This is a genomic window from Streptomyces flavovariabilis (assembly GCF_000725785.1).
Classification (GTDB): Bacteria; Actinomycetota; Actinomycetes; order Streptomycetales; family Streptomycetaceae; genus Streptomyces; species Streptomyces hawaiiensis.
In genome coordinates this window covers 43455-62188 of record NZ_JNXD01000017.1, presented here as the reverse complement: position 1 = coordinate 62188, position 18734 = coordinate 43455, and the positions used below count along the sequence as shown (strand labels likewise).

Below are 18734 nucleotides of genomic sequence, written 5' to 3'. Positions count from 1 at the left end.
AGGTGTCGACAAATCACCAACGCCGCAGGGCGGTTCCGGTCAGTTCGCGCCGCTCCCGCCGAGCTTCTCGAACCAGCCGGTCGCGGTGTTGAACCAGTCGGTGAGCTGGTCCCAGTAGCCCTTGGTGGTGCCGATCCAGTCCTGGAGCGGGCTCAGTTCCCAGATCAGCCAGCCGGCGACGAACAGGATGACGATAGTGAAGAGGCAGCCCTTCAGACAGCCGAGCCCGGGGATCCGCATCGGGTTGGCGCTGCGCTGTCGTGGCTGCCGGGGCTCACGCTGGGGCCGCTGCGGCTGCTGGGGCTGGGCCGGCGGCGCGGGCGGGGCGTAGCGCTGCGGCGGCTGGGGCCGCTGGGGCTGCGGGGCGTACTGCTGGGGCTGCTGCTGCGGATGGCCGTAACCGGGCCCGGGCGGGGGTGCCTGGCGGTGCGGCGGCTGCTGCTGCTGGGGCCGGGCCACCTGGCGCTGGGGGCGGCGGCGCAGCGGGTCCTGGCCGGGGTCGAGGTACTGGACCTGCGTCTGCTCGTTGCGGTCGCGGGCCGCGCGCAGCTGGTTCTGCCAGGGGTGCGGGTCGTCGGGGCCACCCTGCTGCCCCTGCTGTCCGGGGTGGCCGGGCGAGCCCGGCGGGACGGGCGGCATGACGGCGGTCGGGTCGGCCGTGCCCCGGCCTGGCAGGACGGCGGTGGGGTCGGCGGCGCCGGCCGGGCCGCCGGTGTGCGGCATGACGCTGGTCGCGGCGTTCGGGTCGTACGCGCCCGCGTTCTGCGGGAGGACCTGGGTGGGGTCGGCCGCCCCCATGTCCGGCACGGGCGCCGGCGCCGGGTCGGGCACCAGGAGCGTGCCGACACTCTCGGCGGCGCCGATCTGCGCGGAATTCGCGTGCACCCCGATGCCCTCGGCGACGACGCGCAGGCCGCGGGCGAGGTTCTCGGCACTGGGCCGCTCGTCCGGGTTCTTGCGCAGGCAGCGCTCGATGACGGTCCACAGCGGGTCGGGGACGGTGGAGGGGCGGCGCGGTTCGGCGCTCAGGTGCTGGTGCAGCACTTCCAGGGCGGAGCCGCCGGCGAACGGCGGGCGGCCGGTGACCAGCTCGTACAGCAGGATGCCGGCGCCGTAGATGTCGACGGCGGAGGTCTGCGGGCGGCCTTCGGCCGACTCGGGCGCGACGTACGCGGGCGTGCCGACGAACTCCTGGGTGCGGGTCAGGCCCGGGGAATCGGCCAGCCGGGCGATGCCGAAGTCGGTCAGCAGCGGGTGCATGCGCCCGTCGTACTGCTGGAGCAGGACGTTGGCCGGCTTGAGGTCGCGGTGGACGACGCCGTCGGCGTGGCTGGCGGCGAGCGCGTCGGCGATCTGGGCGGTGAGCAGGGCCGCGGCGACCGGGGAGAACGGCCCGTTCTCTCGCAGGTAGCGGTGCAGGTCGGGGCCCTCGACGAGGTCCATGACCAGGGCCAGCAGATCGCCCTCGACGACCAGGTCACGCACCCGGACGATATTGGGGTGGGTCAGCCGCAGCAGGACGGACCGCTCGCGCAGGAACCGCATGACGATGTCCGGGTCGCCGGCCAGCTCTTCCTTGAGGACCTTGATCGCGACGGTCTCGCCGGGCTGCCCCGGCACGGCCGCCTCGGCGCCCGCGGTCTCGCGCTGGCGGGCTCGCCAGACGGTGCCCGTGGCGCCGCGTCCGAGCGGCTCCTCGAGCAAGTACTTGCTGCCTACCGGCCGCACGTCATGCGCTCCCTGGTGCTTGCCTTGCCTGCTGGCCTGTCCGACCCACTGTAGTGCCGGGCGGCCGAGGACCGGAGTGTCGTCTTCTGTGGGTCTTACGTAGCGCCCCTCACACTCGTTCGAAGGAAAGACGCTCACCTCGGTCTTGTGGTTGCCGGTAACGGGCGTGACTGATCTCAAGCGGTCGCCTGTGGGTCATGTCTCAGGCACTTTTGCGGGCAGAGCCGACCAATCAAGATCACGTTTTCCGGAGCGACGGGCGCACTGTCAGTGGCAGGTGCGAGGATGCTGGCAGTACTGGCCGACGTGCTGGGGCGGGGTGGGGGACTCCGCGCCCGGGCAGAAGGGACCGCTGACGGCGATGCAGATCCGGCTGACCGTCGTAGATCCGCTGGGCCCGTCGGCGCCGGCGCGGGACCGCGCCCCGCGCAGCGACGTGCTGGTCACGGCCCCCGCCGGTACGGCGCTCGCCGCGGTGGCGTCGGCGCTCGCCCAGGTGGTCTCCGGCGGTGACGGCTCGGGCACGCCCGTGCTGTACGCCGGGGAGCAGCGGCTGGACACCCAGCGCTGCACACTCGGCGAGCCCCCGCTGACCGACGGTGCCGTCCTGTCCGTGGGCGCGCCGGGCGAGCCGGAGCCGCATCCCGAGCTGGACGACGCCCCGGCCCAGCTCCAGGTCGTCGCCGGGCCCGACGCGGGCGGTGTCCATCTGCTGCACGGCGGCGAGATCCGCATCGGCCGCTCCGCCGACGCCGACGTGCCCCTCGACGACCCGGACGTCTCCCGGCTGCACTGCGCGGTGACGGTGAGCGCGGACGGCCGCGTGGCGGTCGCCGACCTGGACTCCACGAACGGCACGACGGTGGACGGCGCGCGGGTGGGCGGCCGGGCGGTCCCTTTCGCGCCGGGTGCGCTGCTGCGGATCGGCGAGTCGGCCCTGCGACTGGCTCCGGCCGGGGGGCCGGGGGGCCGGGCGGAGACGACGCCGGACGGGGAGGGGCACGTGCGCGTGGCCGGGCCCGCCGGGGAGGGGACGGAATCTCACGCGCGCGGGGCGGATCCCGGACCCGAAGGGCCTTCGGGGCCCACGCACCATGACTACGGCTCGGCCGCCTGGGGCGCGCCGGGCGGCCGAGGGCACCGCTCCGCGGATCCGGCCGTGGTGCCGGGTCAGGGCGGGGCGCCGCGGATCGAGGCCGGGGGCGCGGGCGCGAGGTCCGAGGCACCGCGAGGGCGGGGGCACGGCGGCGGGACCCGCCCTGAGGGCAGCGGCGGCGAGGCCGGTGCGGGCGGCCGCCGGAGCGAGGCTCCGCCTAGGGGTGTGGGAGGCGAGGCCGATGCGGGCGGCCGCCGGAGCGAGGCTCCGCCTCCGGGCGCTGGAGGCGAAGCCCAGGCGAGGGGCCGCCGGAGCGAGGCTCCGGGTGCGGTGGGCGCGGCCCATGCGGGGGACGGCTGGAGCGAGGTGCCACTCGGGGGCACCGGGAGTGAGGCGCGTCGGCAGACGGCCGGTGGCGGATCGCGGCCGGGGCCCGCCGGGGCCGCGCAGACCTCCTCCGTGACGCACGGCACGCGCACCCGGCAGCACGACACCGCTCAGGGCGCGTCGCCCCTGACGTCTCCCGGCGCCCCGGCCGACGCTGTGCGGCAGCGCGGTGCGGGCCGGCCGGTGAGCGGCGCCGGGGACACCCATGCGGGTCGTTCCGGGGCCCGGGCGTTCGGCGACGCGGCCCCGGACCGCGCCGGAGCGGCGTACGACGCCGGCACCGCGGACGGCACCGGGCCGCACCCCCGGGTTCCGGACGGGTCGGCTGCTCCGGCCGGTGCCGACGACCCGGCCCTCGCGGACCAGCGTGCCGGTCGTGGCCGCAAAGGCACTCCCCTCCGCGGCACCGAACTGCCCCCGGGGAGCCGCAGGCGGGCCGGGCTCGGGGCGTGGGCCCGGCGGCTGGCCGGAGGGCGCGGCGAGCAGGCGGCGGAGCCGCGTGAGGCAGGTGAGGACGAGTCGGCCACGGTGGTGGCGGAGCACCACCCGTTCGTCGTGCCGGCCGCGCCGGAGACCTGGCCGGACCCGGCCGTGCTGCTGCTCACGGCCCTGGGGCCCGGACCGCGGCTGTGGGAGCGCGGCCCCGGCCACCCGGAGGCGCTCGCCGTGCGTCTCGGTACGGCCGACCGGGCGGCACCGGACGGCTCGGGCCTGCTGCCCGCCGTACCCGTGACGGCCGGGCTGCGCGAGGTCGGCGCACTGGGACTGGCCGGGCCGCGCGCGCGGCTGGCCGGGCTGGCCCGTGCCGTGCTGGCCCAGCTCACCGCGCTGCACTCCCCGGACACGCTGGAGATCGTCCTGATCGCCGCGGACCGCTCCCGCCCTCTTGAGGAGCGCACCGCCGAGTGGTCCTGGCTGGGCTGGCTGCCGCACGTGCGCCCGGGGCACGGGCAGGACTGCCGGCTGCTCCTGGCCCACGACCGCGAGCAGGCCGCGGCCCGCACCGACGAACTCACCCGCCGTCTGGAGGACCAGCTGGCGGACGCGGTCGCGGAGGGCGGCGCCGCGGAGGGCGGCAGCCCGCAGCCCGCCGGTACCGACTCGTCTCCGGCTCCCTCCGTCCCGGCCCCCCGCCGCCCCTCCTGGGTCCGGGACGGCGGGACCGGCACCGACGTGACAGCGGGTTTCCCCGGCCCGTACACCGTCGTGGTCGTCGACGGCGACCCCGGCGGCGCCGACCTGCGCAGAGCCGTCGCGCGGCTGGCGCTGGAGGGTCCCCGGGCCGGGATCCACGTCGTCTGCCTGGCCGAGACGCCCGCCGCCTCCCCGGCCTCGCCGGTGACGGAGACGTACGAGGCGGCATGCTCGGTGGCGCCGACCTTCCGCGAGTGCGGCGCGGTCGCGCTGCTCAGCGGGGACGTGGCGACGGCCCTGCGGCTGATGCGCGTGGCCCGGGCCGGCGGTGACGGCTCACCCGCCGGGCCCGTCGGACACGGCACCGTCGCCACCGTCGACGCCGTCTCCACGGCCTGGGCCGAGCGGTTCGCGCGGGCGCTGGCGCCGCTGCGGACGGACGGCCCGGCGAGCGAGCGCCAGCCGCGCGTCTCGGCGCCGCTGCCGCAGGCGGCCCGGCTGCTGGACGAGCTGGGGCTGGCCCGTGCCACCCCGGCGTCGCTGATGGCGCGCTGGGCGGACGCGGCCGACGACGCCGATGCGCTGGGCGGGCGCGTACGCGCGGTGCTGGGCGCCGGGCCGCGCGGGCCGGTCTGCGCGGACCTCGCGGTCCAGGGACCGCATCTGCTGATCGAGGGCCCGCCGGGCAGCGGCCGTACGGAGCTGCTGCGGGCGATCGTCGCGTCCCTGGCCGCCGCCGAGCGGCCGGACCGCCTCGGCATCGTGCTGGTCGACGGCCAGGGCGGCCCGGGGGCGGGCGGCGGACACGGCGAGGGACTGCGGGTGTGCACGGACGTACCGCATGTCACCACGCTGCTCCTGGCGCACGACCCGGTCCGGATGCGGGAGTTCGCGCAGTCCCTGAGCGCCGAGCTGAAGCGGCGGGCCGAGCTGCTCGGCCGGTCCGACTTCGCCGAGTGGCACGCCGGGCGCGAGCTGTCGGGCCGTATGGTCGCCCAGCGCACGGCGACGGCACGGGGTGGCGCCCAAGCTCAGGCCGCCGCCGCGGGAGGCTCCGGCGACCTCGACTCCCCGACCAGTTCCACGATTCGGCTGCGACCCGGAGCGGCCCGGCGGCAGACGGAGGCGGCCGCGCCCCCGCTCCCCCGGCTCGTCGTGGTCGTCGACGACCTGGACGCGCTGGTCTCCCCGGCGCTCGGCTCGACCGGCCGGCCCGCGGCCGGGTCGGTGATGCGCGCGCTGGAGGCCGTGGCCAAGGAGGGTGAGCGGCTCGGCGTCCATCTGGTGGCGGCCACCGGCCCGTGCGCCCGTACGGCGGAGACGGAACCGGCGCGCCGGGCCACCCTGCGCGTCACGCTCGACCTCCCGGCCCCGGGCCGTGGGGGCACCTCCCTGTTCGAGCGAAGCCGAGAACCTGGGGGAGAGCCGGCGCCCGGGCGGGGCCGGCTGACCGGTGCGGACGGGCGGGTCACGCCGTTCCAGGGCGGGCGGGTCACCGGCCGGATCCCCCGGACGGCGACGCTGCGCCCCACGGTCGTACCCCTGGAATGGCACCGCATGGGTGACCCTCCGGCCCGGCGTCCGGTGCGGGAGCTCGGAAACGGCCCGACCGACCTGGCACTGTTGGCCAGCGCGCTGGAAAGGGCGGCACGGGAGGTCGCGGCGGCGAAGGTGCCGTCGCTCCTGTGACCGGGGACGGCCGCCGGCCCCACGGGCGTCCTGGGGCCGCGTCCCTGGTCACGAGGGAGTCACGATCCCCCGCTTGACAGCCGACGCCATCTTGCCGCCCCCGCACACCCGGGCGTAGACCAGATCGCACGGGAGCGCGCTCGACGTTCGACGAGGAACGAAGAACGGGGCAGTCATGCGCATGACGAGCAGCACCATCCGGACACGCTGGTCGCCCAAGCGGGACAAGGCGACCCCCCAGCACCGCAGAGCCGCCAAGGCCGCGGCAGCCGTCGCCGCGGGAGCGCTTGCGCTCTCGCTCACCGCCTGCGGAGGCGACGACAACGACAGCACGGGAAACACGGGCGACAGCGAGGAGACCGCCAACAGCGTCACTCTTCCGAAGCTGGACGGCACGAGCCTGGAGATCGCCGCCGTGTGGAGCGGTACGGAACAGGCCAACTTCAAGAAGGTCCTGGCGGAGTTCGAGAAGCGCACGGGCGCCAAGGTCACGTTCGTGCCCGCCCAGGACCCCATCGTCAACTTCATCGGCTCGAAGGTGGCCGGCGGGCAGCCGCCGGACATCGCGATGCTGCCGCAGCCGGGCGCCATCAAGCAGGCCGTCGACCGGGGCTGGGCCAAGCCCCTCGGCTCCGAGGGCCTCAAGGAGCTCGGCGAGAACTACTCACAGGGCTGGCAGGACATCGGCAAGGTGGGCGGCAAGCAGTACGGCGTCTACTACAAGGCCGCCAACAAGTCCCTGATCTGGTACAACAACCAGGTCTTCGAGAACGCCGGGGCGAGTGAGCCCGAGACCTGGCCGGACCTGCTCAAGACCGCGCAGACGGTCTACGACTCCGGCGTCACCCCGTTCTCCGTCGGCGGCTCCGAGGGCTGGACGCTGACCGACTGGTTCGAGAACGTGTACCTCTCGCAGGCCGGGCCGGAGAAGTACGACCAACTGGCCAAGCACGAGATCAAGTGGACCGACCCGTCCGTGAAGGACGCGCTGACCACGCTCGCGCAGGTCTGGGGCAAGCCGGACTACATCGCGGGCGGGGCGAACGGGGCGTTGCAGACCGACTTCCCGGCGTCCGTCACCCAGGTCTTCACCGGCGGGGACCAGCCCAAGGCCGCGATGGTGGCCGCGGGTGACTTCGCGCAGGTCAACATCCCCTCCAACATGAAGATCGGCACGGACGCGAAGGTGTTCCCGTTCCCGGCGGTCGGTGACAACGGACCGGTGGTCTCGGGCGGCGACGCGGCCGTGATCCTTCAGGACTCGAAGGGGTCGCAGGCCCTGGCCACCTGGCTCGCGTCGCCCGACGCGGCTCAGATCCAGGCCAAGCTGGGCGGCTACCTCTCGCCGAACAAGAACGTGCCGAACTCCGCGTACCCGAACGCGGTGCAGCAGAAGATCGCCAAGGCGCTCATCGACGCCGGTGACGACTTCCGCTTCGACATGTCCGACCAGGCCCCGCAGGCCTTCGGCGGGACGCCCGGCAAGGGCGAGTGGAAGATCCTCCAGGACTTCCTGAAGAACCCGAAGGACATCGCGGGGACGCAGGCGAAGCTGGAGGCCGAAGCGGCCGCGGCCTACGGGAACTGACGTCATGACGCCGGTTCCGGCGGCAGGGGGCACCAAGCCCCCTGCCGCTCCCAAGTCGCGCAAGAGTGTGACCGGCACCCGCAGGACCGTCGCGGCGCTGTTCCTGCTGCCCGCGCTCGTCCTGCTCGGCGCGCTCGTGGTGTACCCGATCGGGTACTCGGTCGTGCGCAGTTTCTACGACCAGTCCGGTGACGGCTTCGCCGGAATAGACAACTACAAGGCCCTCTTCACCGACGAGGGCATCCGCACCGCGCTGAAGAACAACATCATCTGGGTGGTGTTCGCGCCGACGGTCGCGACGGCGCTCGGCCTGATCTTCGCGGTGCTGACCGAACGGGTGCGCTGGGGCACGGCGTTCAAGCTGGTCGTCTTCATGCCGATGGCGATCTCGATGCTGGCGGCAGGCATCATCTTCCGCCTGGTGTACGACCAGGACCCGGACAAGGGCGTCGCGAACGCGGTGTGGGTGGGCGTGCACGACACGTTCTCCCAGGCCTCGGCGTTCCCGAAGGCCCACCCGGGCCGGGACTCGCCGCTGGAGCCGGCCGGCGGCGGCGCGTTCATCACCACGTCGCCCGTCCGCACCGGCGAGCCGGTCTCGCTGCCCCTGGTGGGGGTGGCGCCCGACATGATGCCGGACGGCGCGAAGGCGGCCGCGGCGCCGGAGCCGGAGCCGGAGCCGGACAAGGTCACGGGGACGACCTGGCAGGACTTCACGCGCGGCAAGGGCGTCGGCACGCTCAACAGCGTCGACACGGCCGAACTGGGCTATCCCGGCATGAAGATCGAGGCCGTGAAGGACGGCAGGGTGGTGGCGTCGGCGACGGCCGCCGGCGACGGCACCTTCACGCTGCCCGCCTCGGCCGACGGGGCCCAACTCCGGCTCCCGGCGAGCAACTTCAAGGAGCCGTACAACGGCCTGGACTGGCTCGGCCCGTCCCTGGTCACCCCGGCCATCATCGGCTCGTACATCTGGATGTGGGCCGGCTTCGCGATGGTGCTGATCGCGGCCGGGCTCGCGGGCATTCCCCGGGAGCTGCTGGAGGCGGCCCGGGTCGACGGCGCGAGTGAGTGGCAGGTGTTCAGACGGGTCACGGTGCCGTTGCTGGCGCCGGTCCTCGCGGTCGTCGCCGTCACCCTGATGATCAACGTGCTGAAGATCTTCGACCTGGTCTTCATCATCGCTCCCGGCTCCTCCCAGGACGACGCGAACGTCCTCGCACTGGAGCTGTACCGCAAGGGCTTCTCCGAGGACCAGCCGGGCATCGCCAGCGCCATCTCGGTGTTCCTGCTGCTGCTCGTGATCCCGGTGATGTGGTTCAACGTGCGTCGGCTGCGGCGGGAGGTGCGGCGATGAAGGCGAAACAGTCGCTGGGGTCCCGACTCGCCGAGGGCGTCAGTGGTGGGCTGGTACGGGTGCTCCTCATCGTGGTCGGCCTGTTCTGGCTGGTGCCGACGATCGGTCTGCTGCTGTCCAGTCTCCGCTCGCCGGAGGACATCGCGGCGAGCGGCTGGTGGAAGGTGTTCACCGAGCCGTCCCAGATCACCTTCGACAGCTACTCGAAGCTGCTGCAGAACGAGGACATCACCAGCAGCCTGCTGAACACCGTGTGGATCACCGTCCCGGCGACCCTGCTGGTGGTGATCATCGGCTCGCTGGCGGGCTACGCCTTCGCCTGGATGGAGTTCCCGGGCCGGGACTGGTGGTTCCTGGGCGTGGTCGGCCTGTTGGTCGTGCCCGTGCAGGTCGCGCTGATCCCGATCGCCGAACTCTTCGGCAAGCTCGGCATCTTCGGCTCGGTGATCGGCGTGGTGCTCTTCCACGTCGGATTCGGTCTGCCGTTCGCGGTGTTCCTGCTGCGGAACTTCTTCGCGGAGATTCCGAGAGAGCTGCTGGAGGCGGCGCGCCTGGACGGGGCCGGTGAACTGCGGCTGTTCTTCCGCGTCGTGCTGCCGCTCGGCGGACCGGCGATCGCCGCCCTCGGCATCTTCCAGTTCCTGTGGGTGTGGAACGACATGCTGGTCGCGCTGATCTTCTCGGACTCCGGGAGCCAGCCGATCACGGTTGCACTCCAGACGCAGGTACGGCAGTTCGGCAACAACATCGACGTGCTGGCACCCGGCGCGTTCATCTCGATGGTGGTCCCGCTGGCCGTCTTCTTCGCGTTCCAGCGGCAGTTCGTGTCCGGCGTGATGGCGGGCGCGGTCAAGTAACAGTCGGAACAGAGTAGTTGAAGGGGCGGGCCGCGGGCGGTCCGCCCCTTCCACGTTCCCCCGGATGCCGTAGCCACCGTAACCAAGTCGGCCCACCGGCCGTTCCCGGGCCGAACGCCCGCGCCGACCGATGGATGGCCTCTTGCCCAGGTTCAGTGTCATTGTCCCCGCGTACCAGGTTCAGGCGTACCTGCACGAGTGCCTCGAATCGGTGCTCTCCCAGTCCTGTCCCGATCTGGAACTGATCGTCGTCGACGACTGCTCGCCGGACGCGTGCGGCGCGATCATCGACGAGTTCGCCGCCCGCGACACGCGCGTACGCCCCGTCCATCTGCCGCAGAACGTGGGCCTGGGCCGCGCGAGAAACGCCGGTGTGGCGCACGCGAGCGGCGACTACCTGCTGTTCCTCGACAGCGACGACACCCTGACGCCCGACGCGCTGCGCTCGATCGCCGACCGGCTGAAGGAGACGGGCGAGCCGGACGTGCTGGTCTTCGACTACGCGCGCACGTACTGGACGGGTGAGGCGATCCGCAACCAGGCGGCCCTGCAGCTCACCGAGCAGGGCCCGGCGCCGTTCCGCCTGGAGGACCGGCCTGGGCTGCTGCGACTGCTGATGGTCGCCTGGAACAAGGCCTACCGGCGGGAGTTCGTCGAGCGGGAGGGGTTCGCCTTCCCGCCCGGCGTCTACGAGGACACGCCGTGGACGTACCCGGTGCTGATGACCGCCGAGTCGATCGCGACCCTGGACCGGGTCTGCGTGCACTACCGGCAGCGGCGGCAGGGCAGCATCCTGCGCACCACCAGCGAGCGGCACTTCGACGTCTTCGAGCAGTACGACCGGGTCTTCGCGTTCGTCGACGAGCGCCCCGGGCTGGCCCAGTGGCGGCCGGTGCTGTTCCGCCGCATGGTGCACCATCTGGCGATCGTGTACTCCCGGCGGGACCGGCTGCCCCGGGGTTCGCACGCCGACTTCCTGCGCCGGGCCCGCGCCCACTACCGCCGGTACCGCACCCCCGGCGTACCCGTCCCCCTGCGCTGCCGGATCCACCACGTCCTGATCCGCTTCGGCCTGCACCGCACCTACCGCACCCTCCAGCTGGCCTCGGCCCTGCACCGCGCCACCGCCAGGGCCGCCGGGAAGCTGCTGCGGGGCCTGCGGTCGGCCGCCCTCAGGACCCACTACCGCATCCAGCGCTGCCTGCCGCTGCGCGCCGACCGCGCCGTCTTCGCCGCCTACGACGGCCGCGGCCACGGCTGCAACCCGGGCGCGCTGGAGACCGCGTTCCGCGGCCTCGCGCCGCACATCCGCACGGCGTGGATCGCCCGCCGCGAGCACCACCACACGATCCCGCCCGGCCCGCGCCGCCTCGTCCCCGGGACGGCCGCCTACTGGACGGCGCTCGCCCGCTCCCGTTACCTGGTCAGCAACACCGGCTTCGACGACCACCTGGCCAAGCGGCGGGGCCAGGTCCTGGTGCAGACCGGGCACGGCACCCCGCTGGGCCACATCGGCCTCGACCTCCAGGAGCGCCCCGCGGCGGCCCGCGGCCGGGACTTCGCACGGCTGCTGAAGGACGTCGACCGGTGGGACTACGTGCTGTCCGCCAACCGCCACACCACGCTGACCCACGAGCGCGTCCACCCCGGCCGCTACACCACGCTGGAGTACGGCTACCCCCGCAACGACGTGTTCCGGACCGCGACCCCGGTGGACGTGGCCCGGCTGCGCGCCTCGCTCGGCATCCCGCGGGGCGCGGTGGCGATCCTGTACGCGCCGACCCACCGCGACTACCGCCGCTCCCAGCGCCACCCCCTCGACCTCCAGCGGATCGTGCGGCGCCTCGGCCCGCGCTTCGTCGTCCTGGCCCGCGCCCACCACGCCTACGACGCCCCGCTCACCAGCACCTGCGGCCGGGTCGTCGACGTCTCCGGCCACCCGAGCGTGGAGTCGCTCTGCCTGGCGTCGGACGCCCTCGTCACGGACTACTCGTCGCTGATGTTCGACTACGCCAACCTGGACCGGCCGATCGTGATCCACGCCGACGACTGGGAGGCGTACGACGCGGCCCGCGGCACCTACTTCGATCTGCGCGACGTCCCGCCGGGCGCGGTCGCACGCGGCGAGGACGAGCTGATCGACATCTTCGCCACCGGCCACTGGCGCGGCTCCCGGTCGGCCCAGCTGCGGGCGGCGTTCCGCGAGCGGTTCTGCACCTACGACGACGGCCGGGCCGCCGAGCGGGTCGTGCGCCGCGTGGTCCTCGGGGAGTCGGAGCTGCCGCCGGTCGTGCCGCTCGGCGAGCGCCGCCCGGTGCCCTCGGCGGCGGCCTCGCTGGTCCGCGAGCCGCTCACCACGGTGCCGCTGCCGGCCGGTCCCCACGCCGTCACCGACAGCCTCTGACCACGGTTCCCACCCCGGGGAGTCCGCATGCCCTCCAGCCCGTCGCGGCCGGCACCCAGCCGGCCGCCCTCCTGCCGTCCGTCCGGGCGGCGGGGACGCCCGCGCGCCGTGTGAGACGGCCCGGCCTCCGACAGACCAGCCTCCTGACAGAAAGAGCGCAATGCCCCGCTTCAGCATCGTCGTCCCGTCCCATGGGGTCGCGGGCCGGCTGTCCCTGGCACTGGACTCCGTCCTCGCCCAGTCGTTCGGCGACTTCGAGCTGATCCCGGTGTGCGACGCACCCGACGCACCGGCGGCGGACGTCGTCACCGGGTACGCCGAGCGGGACTCCCGGGTGACGCCGGTGCACTCGCCGCCGTCGGCCGGACTGGCCGGGGCGCGCAACACCGGGCTGAAGGCGGCGGTCGGCGGCCATGTGCTGTTCCTCGACGGCGACGACGTCCTGGTCCCGGGGGCGCTGGCGGCGCTGGACGCCCGGCTCGGCGAGACCGGCGACGTGGACGTGCTGTACTTCGAGCACGAGCGCACCCCCTGGTGGGAGGGCGAGCCGACCAACCCGGCCGCGCCCCTGCTGGCCCGCACGCCGGAGGGGGCCTTCTCCCCCGGCCTGGCCCCGCGGCTGACGGGCGTGGCGCTGCCGGCGTGGAGTGCGGCCTACCGCCGGGCCTTCCTCACCGAGCAGGACCTCGCCTTCCCCGGGGGCCACTTCACCGATGTCGGCTTCGGCGGGCTGGTCACCCTGCGGGCGGAGCGGGTGGCGGCCCTGCGCACGGTCGTCGTGCGGCATCTGCTGCGCCGGCAGGGCAGCCGGCTGAATCTCCCCGGCGAACACCACACCGAGCTGCTCGACCAGGCCGAACTGGTGCTGACGCGGGCCACGGAGCAGGGGCTGGCGGCGGACCGGCTGACGCCGCTGTTCGAGCAGCTCTTCGCCGCCGTGCTGAAGACGGCCGCCCACCCCCGGCGGCTGACGTCCGGACGGCGGGCCTTCTTCCGGCGGGCGAGCGCGCTCCACCGGCGGCACCGCCCCGCCGGCTACCGGTCGCCCGGGGGCAGCCTCGGCGTCCAGCACCGGCTGCTCGCCTCCGGGTCGTACCCGGTGTTCCGCGCCCTGCGCGCCGCCAACCGCGGTGCGCTGCGGGCCGCCGCGCTGCTCCCCCGCCCCCGTGGGCTGCGCACCCGTCTGCGGTACGCGGCGGGCCTGCGTCTCCCGCTCGACGAGAACCTCGTCGTGTACTGCGCGTACTGGGGCCGCGGCTACGCCTGCAACCCGGCCGCGATCCACGCCAAGGCCCGCGAACTCGCCCCGCACCTGCGCGCGGTGTTCCTGGTGGAGCCGGGCGCGGTGGGCAGCGTGCCGCCGGACGTGGAGTACGCGGTGATCGGCAGCCGGAAGTACTGGCAGGTGCTGGCCCGCGCCAAGTACCTGGTCAACAACGCCAACTTCGCGGACGCCGTGGTCAAGCGCCCCGGCAGCGTGCACCTCCAGACCCAGCACGGCACCCCGCTGAAGACCATGGGCGCCGACCAGTCGACGTACCCCGTGGTGGCGGCGGCGACCGGGAGCTTCGCCAAGCTGCTGGCCCGGGTGGACCGCTGGGACTACAACCTCACGTCCAACCGCCACTCGACCCAGATGTGGGAGTCGGCGTTCCCCGGCGACCACGAGACCCTCGAGTACGGCTATCCGCGCAACGACGTCTACTGCTCGGCGTCCGCCGAGGACGTCGCCCGCGTCCGCAAGGAACTGGGCGTCCCCGACGGCAAGAAGGCCCTGCTCTACGCGCCCACGCACCGCGACTACGCCACCGGCTTCGCGTCGGGCCTGGACCTGGCCGAGTTCTGCGAGGCGATCGGCGACGACTACGTCGTCCTGCTGCGCGCCCACTACTTCTACGACCAGGGCTCCTCCCGGGGCGGCGGCCGGATCATCGACGTCACCGGGCACCGCTCGTCGGAGGACGTGTGCCTGGCCGCCGACGCGCTGATCACGGACTACTCGTCGATCATGTTCGACTACGCCAACCTGGACCGGCCGATCGTCGTGTACGCCGACGACTGGGACGTCTACCGGGAGACGCGGGGCGTCTACTTCGACCTGATGCGGCTCCCGCCCGGCCGCATCGCCCGTACGCCCGGGGAGCTGGCGGCCGTCTTCCATGACGGCTCCTACGCGGACGAGTCCGCCACCTCCGCGCGGGCCGCGTTCCGGGAGCGCTTCTGCCAGTTCGACGACGGGCGGGCCGCCGAGCGCGTCGTGCGCCGGGTGCTGCTGGAGGAGCCGCCCGAGTCGATCCCGCCCGTGATCCCGCTGGCGGAGCGCGTCCCGGCCCCCGCCGCCACCCTCGTGAGGAGCTGACCGAAGAAGTGCCCCGCTTCAGCATCATCGTCCCCGTCTACAAGGTGCAGGGCTTCCTGCGCGCGTGTCTCGACTCGGTGCTCGGCCAGTCCTACGGCGACTTCGAGGTGATCGCCGTGGACGACCGCTCGCCCGACGGCAGCGGCGAGATCCTCGACGAGTACGCCGCCCGGGACGCCCGGGTGCGGGTGCTGCACCTGCCCGAGAACGTCGGTCTGGGCCGGGCCCGCAACGCCGGCCTGGCGCAGGCGGCCGGCGACTACGTCCTGTTCCTGGACAGCGACGACCAGTACACGCCGGGTCTGCTGGCCGCCGTCGCCGCGCGCCTGGCGGCGACCGACGACCCGGACATCCTCGTCTTCGACCATGTGCGCACCCACTGGTGGGGCCGGGGCGGGCGCAGCGAGGCGGCGGACCTGCTGGCCACGGCGGGCCTGGAGACGTTCGGCATCCGGCAGAGCCCGCAGTACCTGAACCTGTTCCTGGTCGCCTGGAACAAGGCCTACCGGCGCTCCTTCTTCCAGGAGCACGGGCTGGAGTACGCGCCCGGGCTGTACGAGGACGCGCCGGTCACCTACCGGTCGATGGTGCTGGCCGACCGGATCGCCTGTCTGGACCGGATCGGCGTGGAGTACCGGCAGCGCCGCCAGGGCGCGATCACCAAGACGCCCGGGCGCCGGCACTTCGACATCTTCCCGCAGTACGAGGGCCTGTTCGCGTTCCTGGAGCAGCGCCCCGACCTGGACTGGGCGCGGCCGCTGCTGCTGGAGCGGGCGCTGGACCACATGCTGTTCGTGCTGGCCCGCGAGGACCGGGTGCGGCCCGCGGACCGGGGCTACTTCTACCGCGAGATCCGCTCCTTCCACCGCCGTCACCTCCCCGAGGGCGGCTTTCCGCAGCCGGACGGCTGGCGCGGGGTCGAGATGCGGCTGCTCGCGTCGGCGCCCTACGCGTCGTACGCGGCGGCACGCGGGCTGCGGGATCTGCGCGCGGCGGCCCTGGGCGGGCGGCGGCGGGTGGCGAAGAAGGCGTCGGAGTCGGCCCTGCGCGGCTGGTACGCGGCCCAGTCGAAGCGCCCCCTCGATCCGCACCTCGCCGTCTACTCGGCGACCCACCACCGGGGCGTGACGGGCGACCCGGCGGCGATCCACGCCAAGGCCCTGGAGATCGCCCCGCACATCCGGGGCGTGTGGGTGGTCCGGGAGGACGCGGTGGACGCGCTGCCGCCCGGCGTCGACCATGTGACACCGGGCTCACGGCGCTACCACGAGGTCATGGCGCGGGCCACGTACTGGGTGAACAACGTCAACTGGCCCGGCACCCTGGCCAAGCGGCCCGGCAGCGTCCACATCCACACCCACCAGGGCACCCCGCTCAAGTACATGGGCGCCGACCTGCTGACCAAGCCGGGCGCCCGGCAGGGCTTCGACGTGCCGCAGATGCTGCGCCGGGCCGACCGCTGGGACTACAGCCTGGTCGCGGGGCGGCACGCGGAGCGGGCCTGGGAGCGGGCGTACCCGTGCCACTTCACCTCGCTGCGGACCGGCAGCCCGCGCAACGACGTGCTGGTCGGGGCCGGCCCGGAGCGGGGCCGGGAGGTGCGTGAGCGGCTCGGTGTCCCGGCCGGTGACACGGTCGTGCTGTACGCGCCGACCCGGCGCGACTACCGGCGGGGCGGCCATGTCGACCGGTTCGACCTGGCCCGGTTCGCCGAGGACCTGGGCCCCGGGCACACGCTGGTCGTCCGTCTGCACCCGTCGCTGGCGGTGGGCGTCGCGCGGGGTCTCGGCCTGGCCGACCTGCACCGGCGGGGCGTGGTCGTGGACGCGACGGACGAGCCGCACGTCGAGGACGTGCTGCTCGCCTCCGACGTGCTGGTCACCGACTACTCCGCCCTGATGTTCGACTACGCCCTGCTGGACCGGCCGATCGTCGTCCACGCCGACGACTGGGGGGCCTTCGCGGCGAGCCGGGGCGCCTACTTCGACATCACGGCCGACGCGCCCGGCCATGTGTCGCGCTCCTACCGGGAGCTGGCCTGGCTGTTCGCGTCCGGCACCTGGCAGGACGCGGAGGCGGCGCGGCTGCGCTCCGGCTTCCGGGAGCGGTACTGCGAGTTCGAGGACGGGCGGGCCGCCGAGCGGGTCGTGCGCCTGCTGATGCTGGGCGAGCGGGGCGGGGCGCTGCTGCCCGCGGCCCGCCGTACCGAGGGTTCCCGCACACGTCCCGAGGCGCTGATCGAGAGATGAGAACTCCCGCGACCCCCGAGGCCGTCCCCTCCCTGCCCGGCCAGCGGGCCTCCTCGGCCCGGCCGCCCGCCGCCGCCGAGCGGCTGCGGCGGGCGGGCGCGTGGCACGCGGCCCTGGTCGCCGTGCCCACCGCGGCCCTGTTCGTGCTGGGCTACCGGCGTCGCTGGATCTGCGACGACGGGCTCATCTACCTGCGCCCGGTCCGGCAGATCCTGGCGGGCAACGGGCCGGTGTTCAACGTCGGGGAGCGGGCCGAGAGTTCGACCGGCACCCTCTGGCAGTGGCTGCTCGCCCTCACCACCTGGGTCACCGGTGAGGACCCGGCGTTCCTCGCGGTCGGGCTCGGCCTGGGCCTGAGCACCGCCGGGTTCGCGTTCGCCCTGCTCGCCACGTGCCGGCTGCACCGGGGCGCGGGGCTGCTGCTCCCGGCCGGTGTGTTCGTGCTGCTGGCCGTGCCGCCGTTCTGGTCGTACATGACCTCGGGTCTGGAGAGCGGTCTCGGCGCCTTCTGGACCGGCCTGTCGTGGTGGCTGCTGACGCGGACCCGGCGCGGTCAGCGGGCCCGGGAGACGTACGCGGCCGCCTTCGTGTTCGGGCTGGGTCCGCTGGTCCGGCCCGATCTGGCGGTGGTCACGGCGTGCTTCCTGGCCGCGCAGTGGTGGGTGCTGCGCCCCTCGCGGCGGGGCACGGCGGCGATGCTGGCCTCGGCGGGAGCGGTGCCGCTGGCGTACGAGGTGTTCCGGGCGGGGTACTACGGGATCCTGGTGCCGCTGCCCGCCATCGCCAAGGAGGCGAGCGCCAGCGACTGGGGCCGGGGCGCCGGGTATGTGCAGGAGACGCTCGGGCCGTACTGGCTGTGGCCGGCTCTCCCGGTGCTCGGGGTGCTGGCCGCCCTGCTCGTGCGGCGCACCCGCCGGGAGCAACGGGACCGCGCCCCGGGGCGGGCCTCGCTCGCGGTGCTGCTGGCGCCGTTCGCGGCGGGCCTGCTGCTCGCCGGGTACGTCGTCCGCGTCGGCGGCGACTACATGCACGCCCGCATGATCCTTCCCGCGCTTCTGCTGCTGCTCCTGCCGGTGCTGGTCGTGCCCGCCACCAGGTTCACGGGTGTCGCGAGCGCGCTGCTGGTGGTGTGGCTGTGCGCGGCGGTCAGTCCGCTGCGGGCGCCGTTCGACGTGCGCAGCACGCCCGGGTCGTTCAACGTGCGCAGCTCCGACGTGGAGGGCCTCGGCGACCACAACCCTGTGCGCACCGCCACCTGGGTGGCCAACTGGCCCGCCCTGCCGGAGGGGCGCGCCATGCTGGCCCGGGCCGAGCGCGCGCCCGCGCCGACGCTGCTCTACTTCGACGCGGGGCGTCGGCTGCACGCCACACCGGCGCGCGCGGACTCCCCGTACCAGGTGGTGATCGTGGGACGTCACCTCGGAGTGACGGGAGCGGCGGCGCCGCTGGACGCCTATGTCAACGACGCCTGGGGGCTGGCCAGTCCGATCGGCGCGCATCTGGCGCTGGAGCGGTGGAGCTGGCCCGGGCACGAGAAGTTCCTGCGCAACTACTGGGTCTTCGCCCAGTGGGCGGCCGAGCATCCGCCGCAGCGCGACCTGCTGCGGGCCGGGGCCCCGCGGGATGCGGTCGAGGCGGCCCGGGCCGCGCTCGGGTGCGGCGAACTCGCCGAGCTCAGGGAGTCCGTGCGCGCGCCGCTCACCGCCGAGCGGTTCTGGCGGAACCTCACCGGGGCGGCCGAGCGGACCCGGTTCCGCTTCGCGCGCTGGCCGGCCGCGGCGCAGCAGGCGCTGTGCGACCGACCGGCAGGTGGGCGTAGCGGCCTCACCCGATGAAGTGATCCGGTGTCAGGGCATGCGTAGGGCGGGAACATTCGGCGCATGCCC

9 protein-coding genes are annotated in these 18734 nt (G+C 74.1%); 8 read left to right on the top strand and 1 reads right to left on the bottom strand.

What is annotated here, in order from left to right; translation table 11 throughout:
• Positions 1–39 precede the first annotated feature (39 nt).
• A complete protein-coding gene (locus tag IO24_RS0127235; RefSeq protein ID WP_031139965.1) occupies positions 40–1728 on the bottom strand; it encodes a serine/threonine-protein kinase in 1689 nt (562 codons plus the stop codon).
• Between the two features lie 361 nt (positions 1729–2089).
• On the opposite strand from IO24_RS0127235, the gene IO24_RS0127230 reads away from it, so the two are divergent.
• The 8 genes from IO24_RS0127230 (at position 2090) to IO24_RS0127195 (ending at position 18683) form a co-directional block, all read left to right on the top strand.
• A complete protein-coding gene (locus tag IO24_RS0127230) occupies positions 2090–6034 on the top strand; it encodes an FtsK/SpoIIIE domain-containing protein (RefSeq protein ID WP_031139963.1) in 3945 nt (1314 codons plus the stop codon).
• 175 nt (positions 6035–6209) lie between these two features.
• A complete protein-coding gene (locus tag IO24_RS0127225) occupies positions 6210–7622 on the top strand; it encodes an ABC transporter substrate-binding protein (protein ID WP_031139961.1) in 1413 nt (470 codons plus the stop codon).
• A gap of 4 nt (positions 7623–7626) precedes the next feature.
• Positions 7627–8979, top strand: a complete 1353-nt coding sequence (locus tag IO24_RS0127220; protein ID WP_420823227.1) for a carbohydrate ABC transporter permease — start codon at positions 7627–7629, stop codon at positions 8977–8979.
• The gene (locus IO24_RS0127215; RefSeq protein WP_045296674.1) at positions 8976–9836 is read left to right on the top strand and encodes a carbohydrate ABC transporter permease; all 861 of its coding nucleotides are present in this window, start codon (positions 8976–8978) and stop codon (positions 9834–9836) included. Before IO24_RS0127220 ends, IO24_RS0127215 begins: the two co-directional genes overlap by 4 nt.
• A gap of 142 nt (positions 9837–9978) precedes the next feature.
• Positions 9979–12240 carry a bifunctional glycosyltransferase/CDP-glycerol:glycerophosphate glycerophosphotransferase gene (locus tag IO24_RS0127210; protein WP_031139955.1) on the top strand — a complete coding sequence of 754 codons (2262 nt, stop codon included), beginning with the start codon at positions 9979–9981 and terminating at the stop codon, positions 12238–12240.
• Between the two features lie 160 nt (positions 12241–12400).
• On the top strand, positions 12401–14599 hold the full coding sequence (locus IO24_RS0127205) for a bifunctional glycosyltransferase/CDP-glycerol:glycerophosphate glycerophosphotransferase (protein ID WP_031139953.1): 2199 nt from the start codon (positions 12401–12403) through the stop codon (positions 14597–14599).
• A gap of 8 nt (positions 14600–14607) precedes the next feature.
• The gene (locus IO24_RS0127200; protein WP_031139950.1) at positions 14608–16848 is read left to right on the top strand and encodes a bifunctional glycosyltransferase/CDP-glycerol:glycerophosphate glycerophosphotransferase; all 2241 of its coding nucleotides are present in this window, start codon (positions 14608–14610) and stop codon (positions 16846–16848) included.
• Positions 16845–18683, top strand: coding sequence for an arabinofuranosyltransferase AftB family protein (locus tag IO24_RS0127195; protein ID WP_045296672.1), 1839 nt, complete (start codon positions 16845–16847; stop codon positions 18681–18683). Before IO24_RS0127200 ends, IO24_RS0127195 begins: the two co-directional genes overlap by 4 nt.
• The last annotated feature ends 51 nt before the right edge of the window (positions 18684–18734 follow it).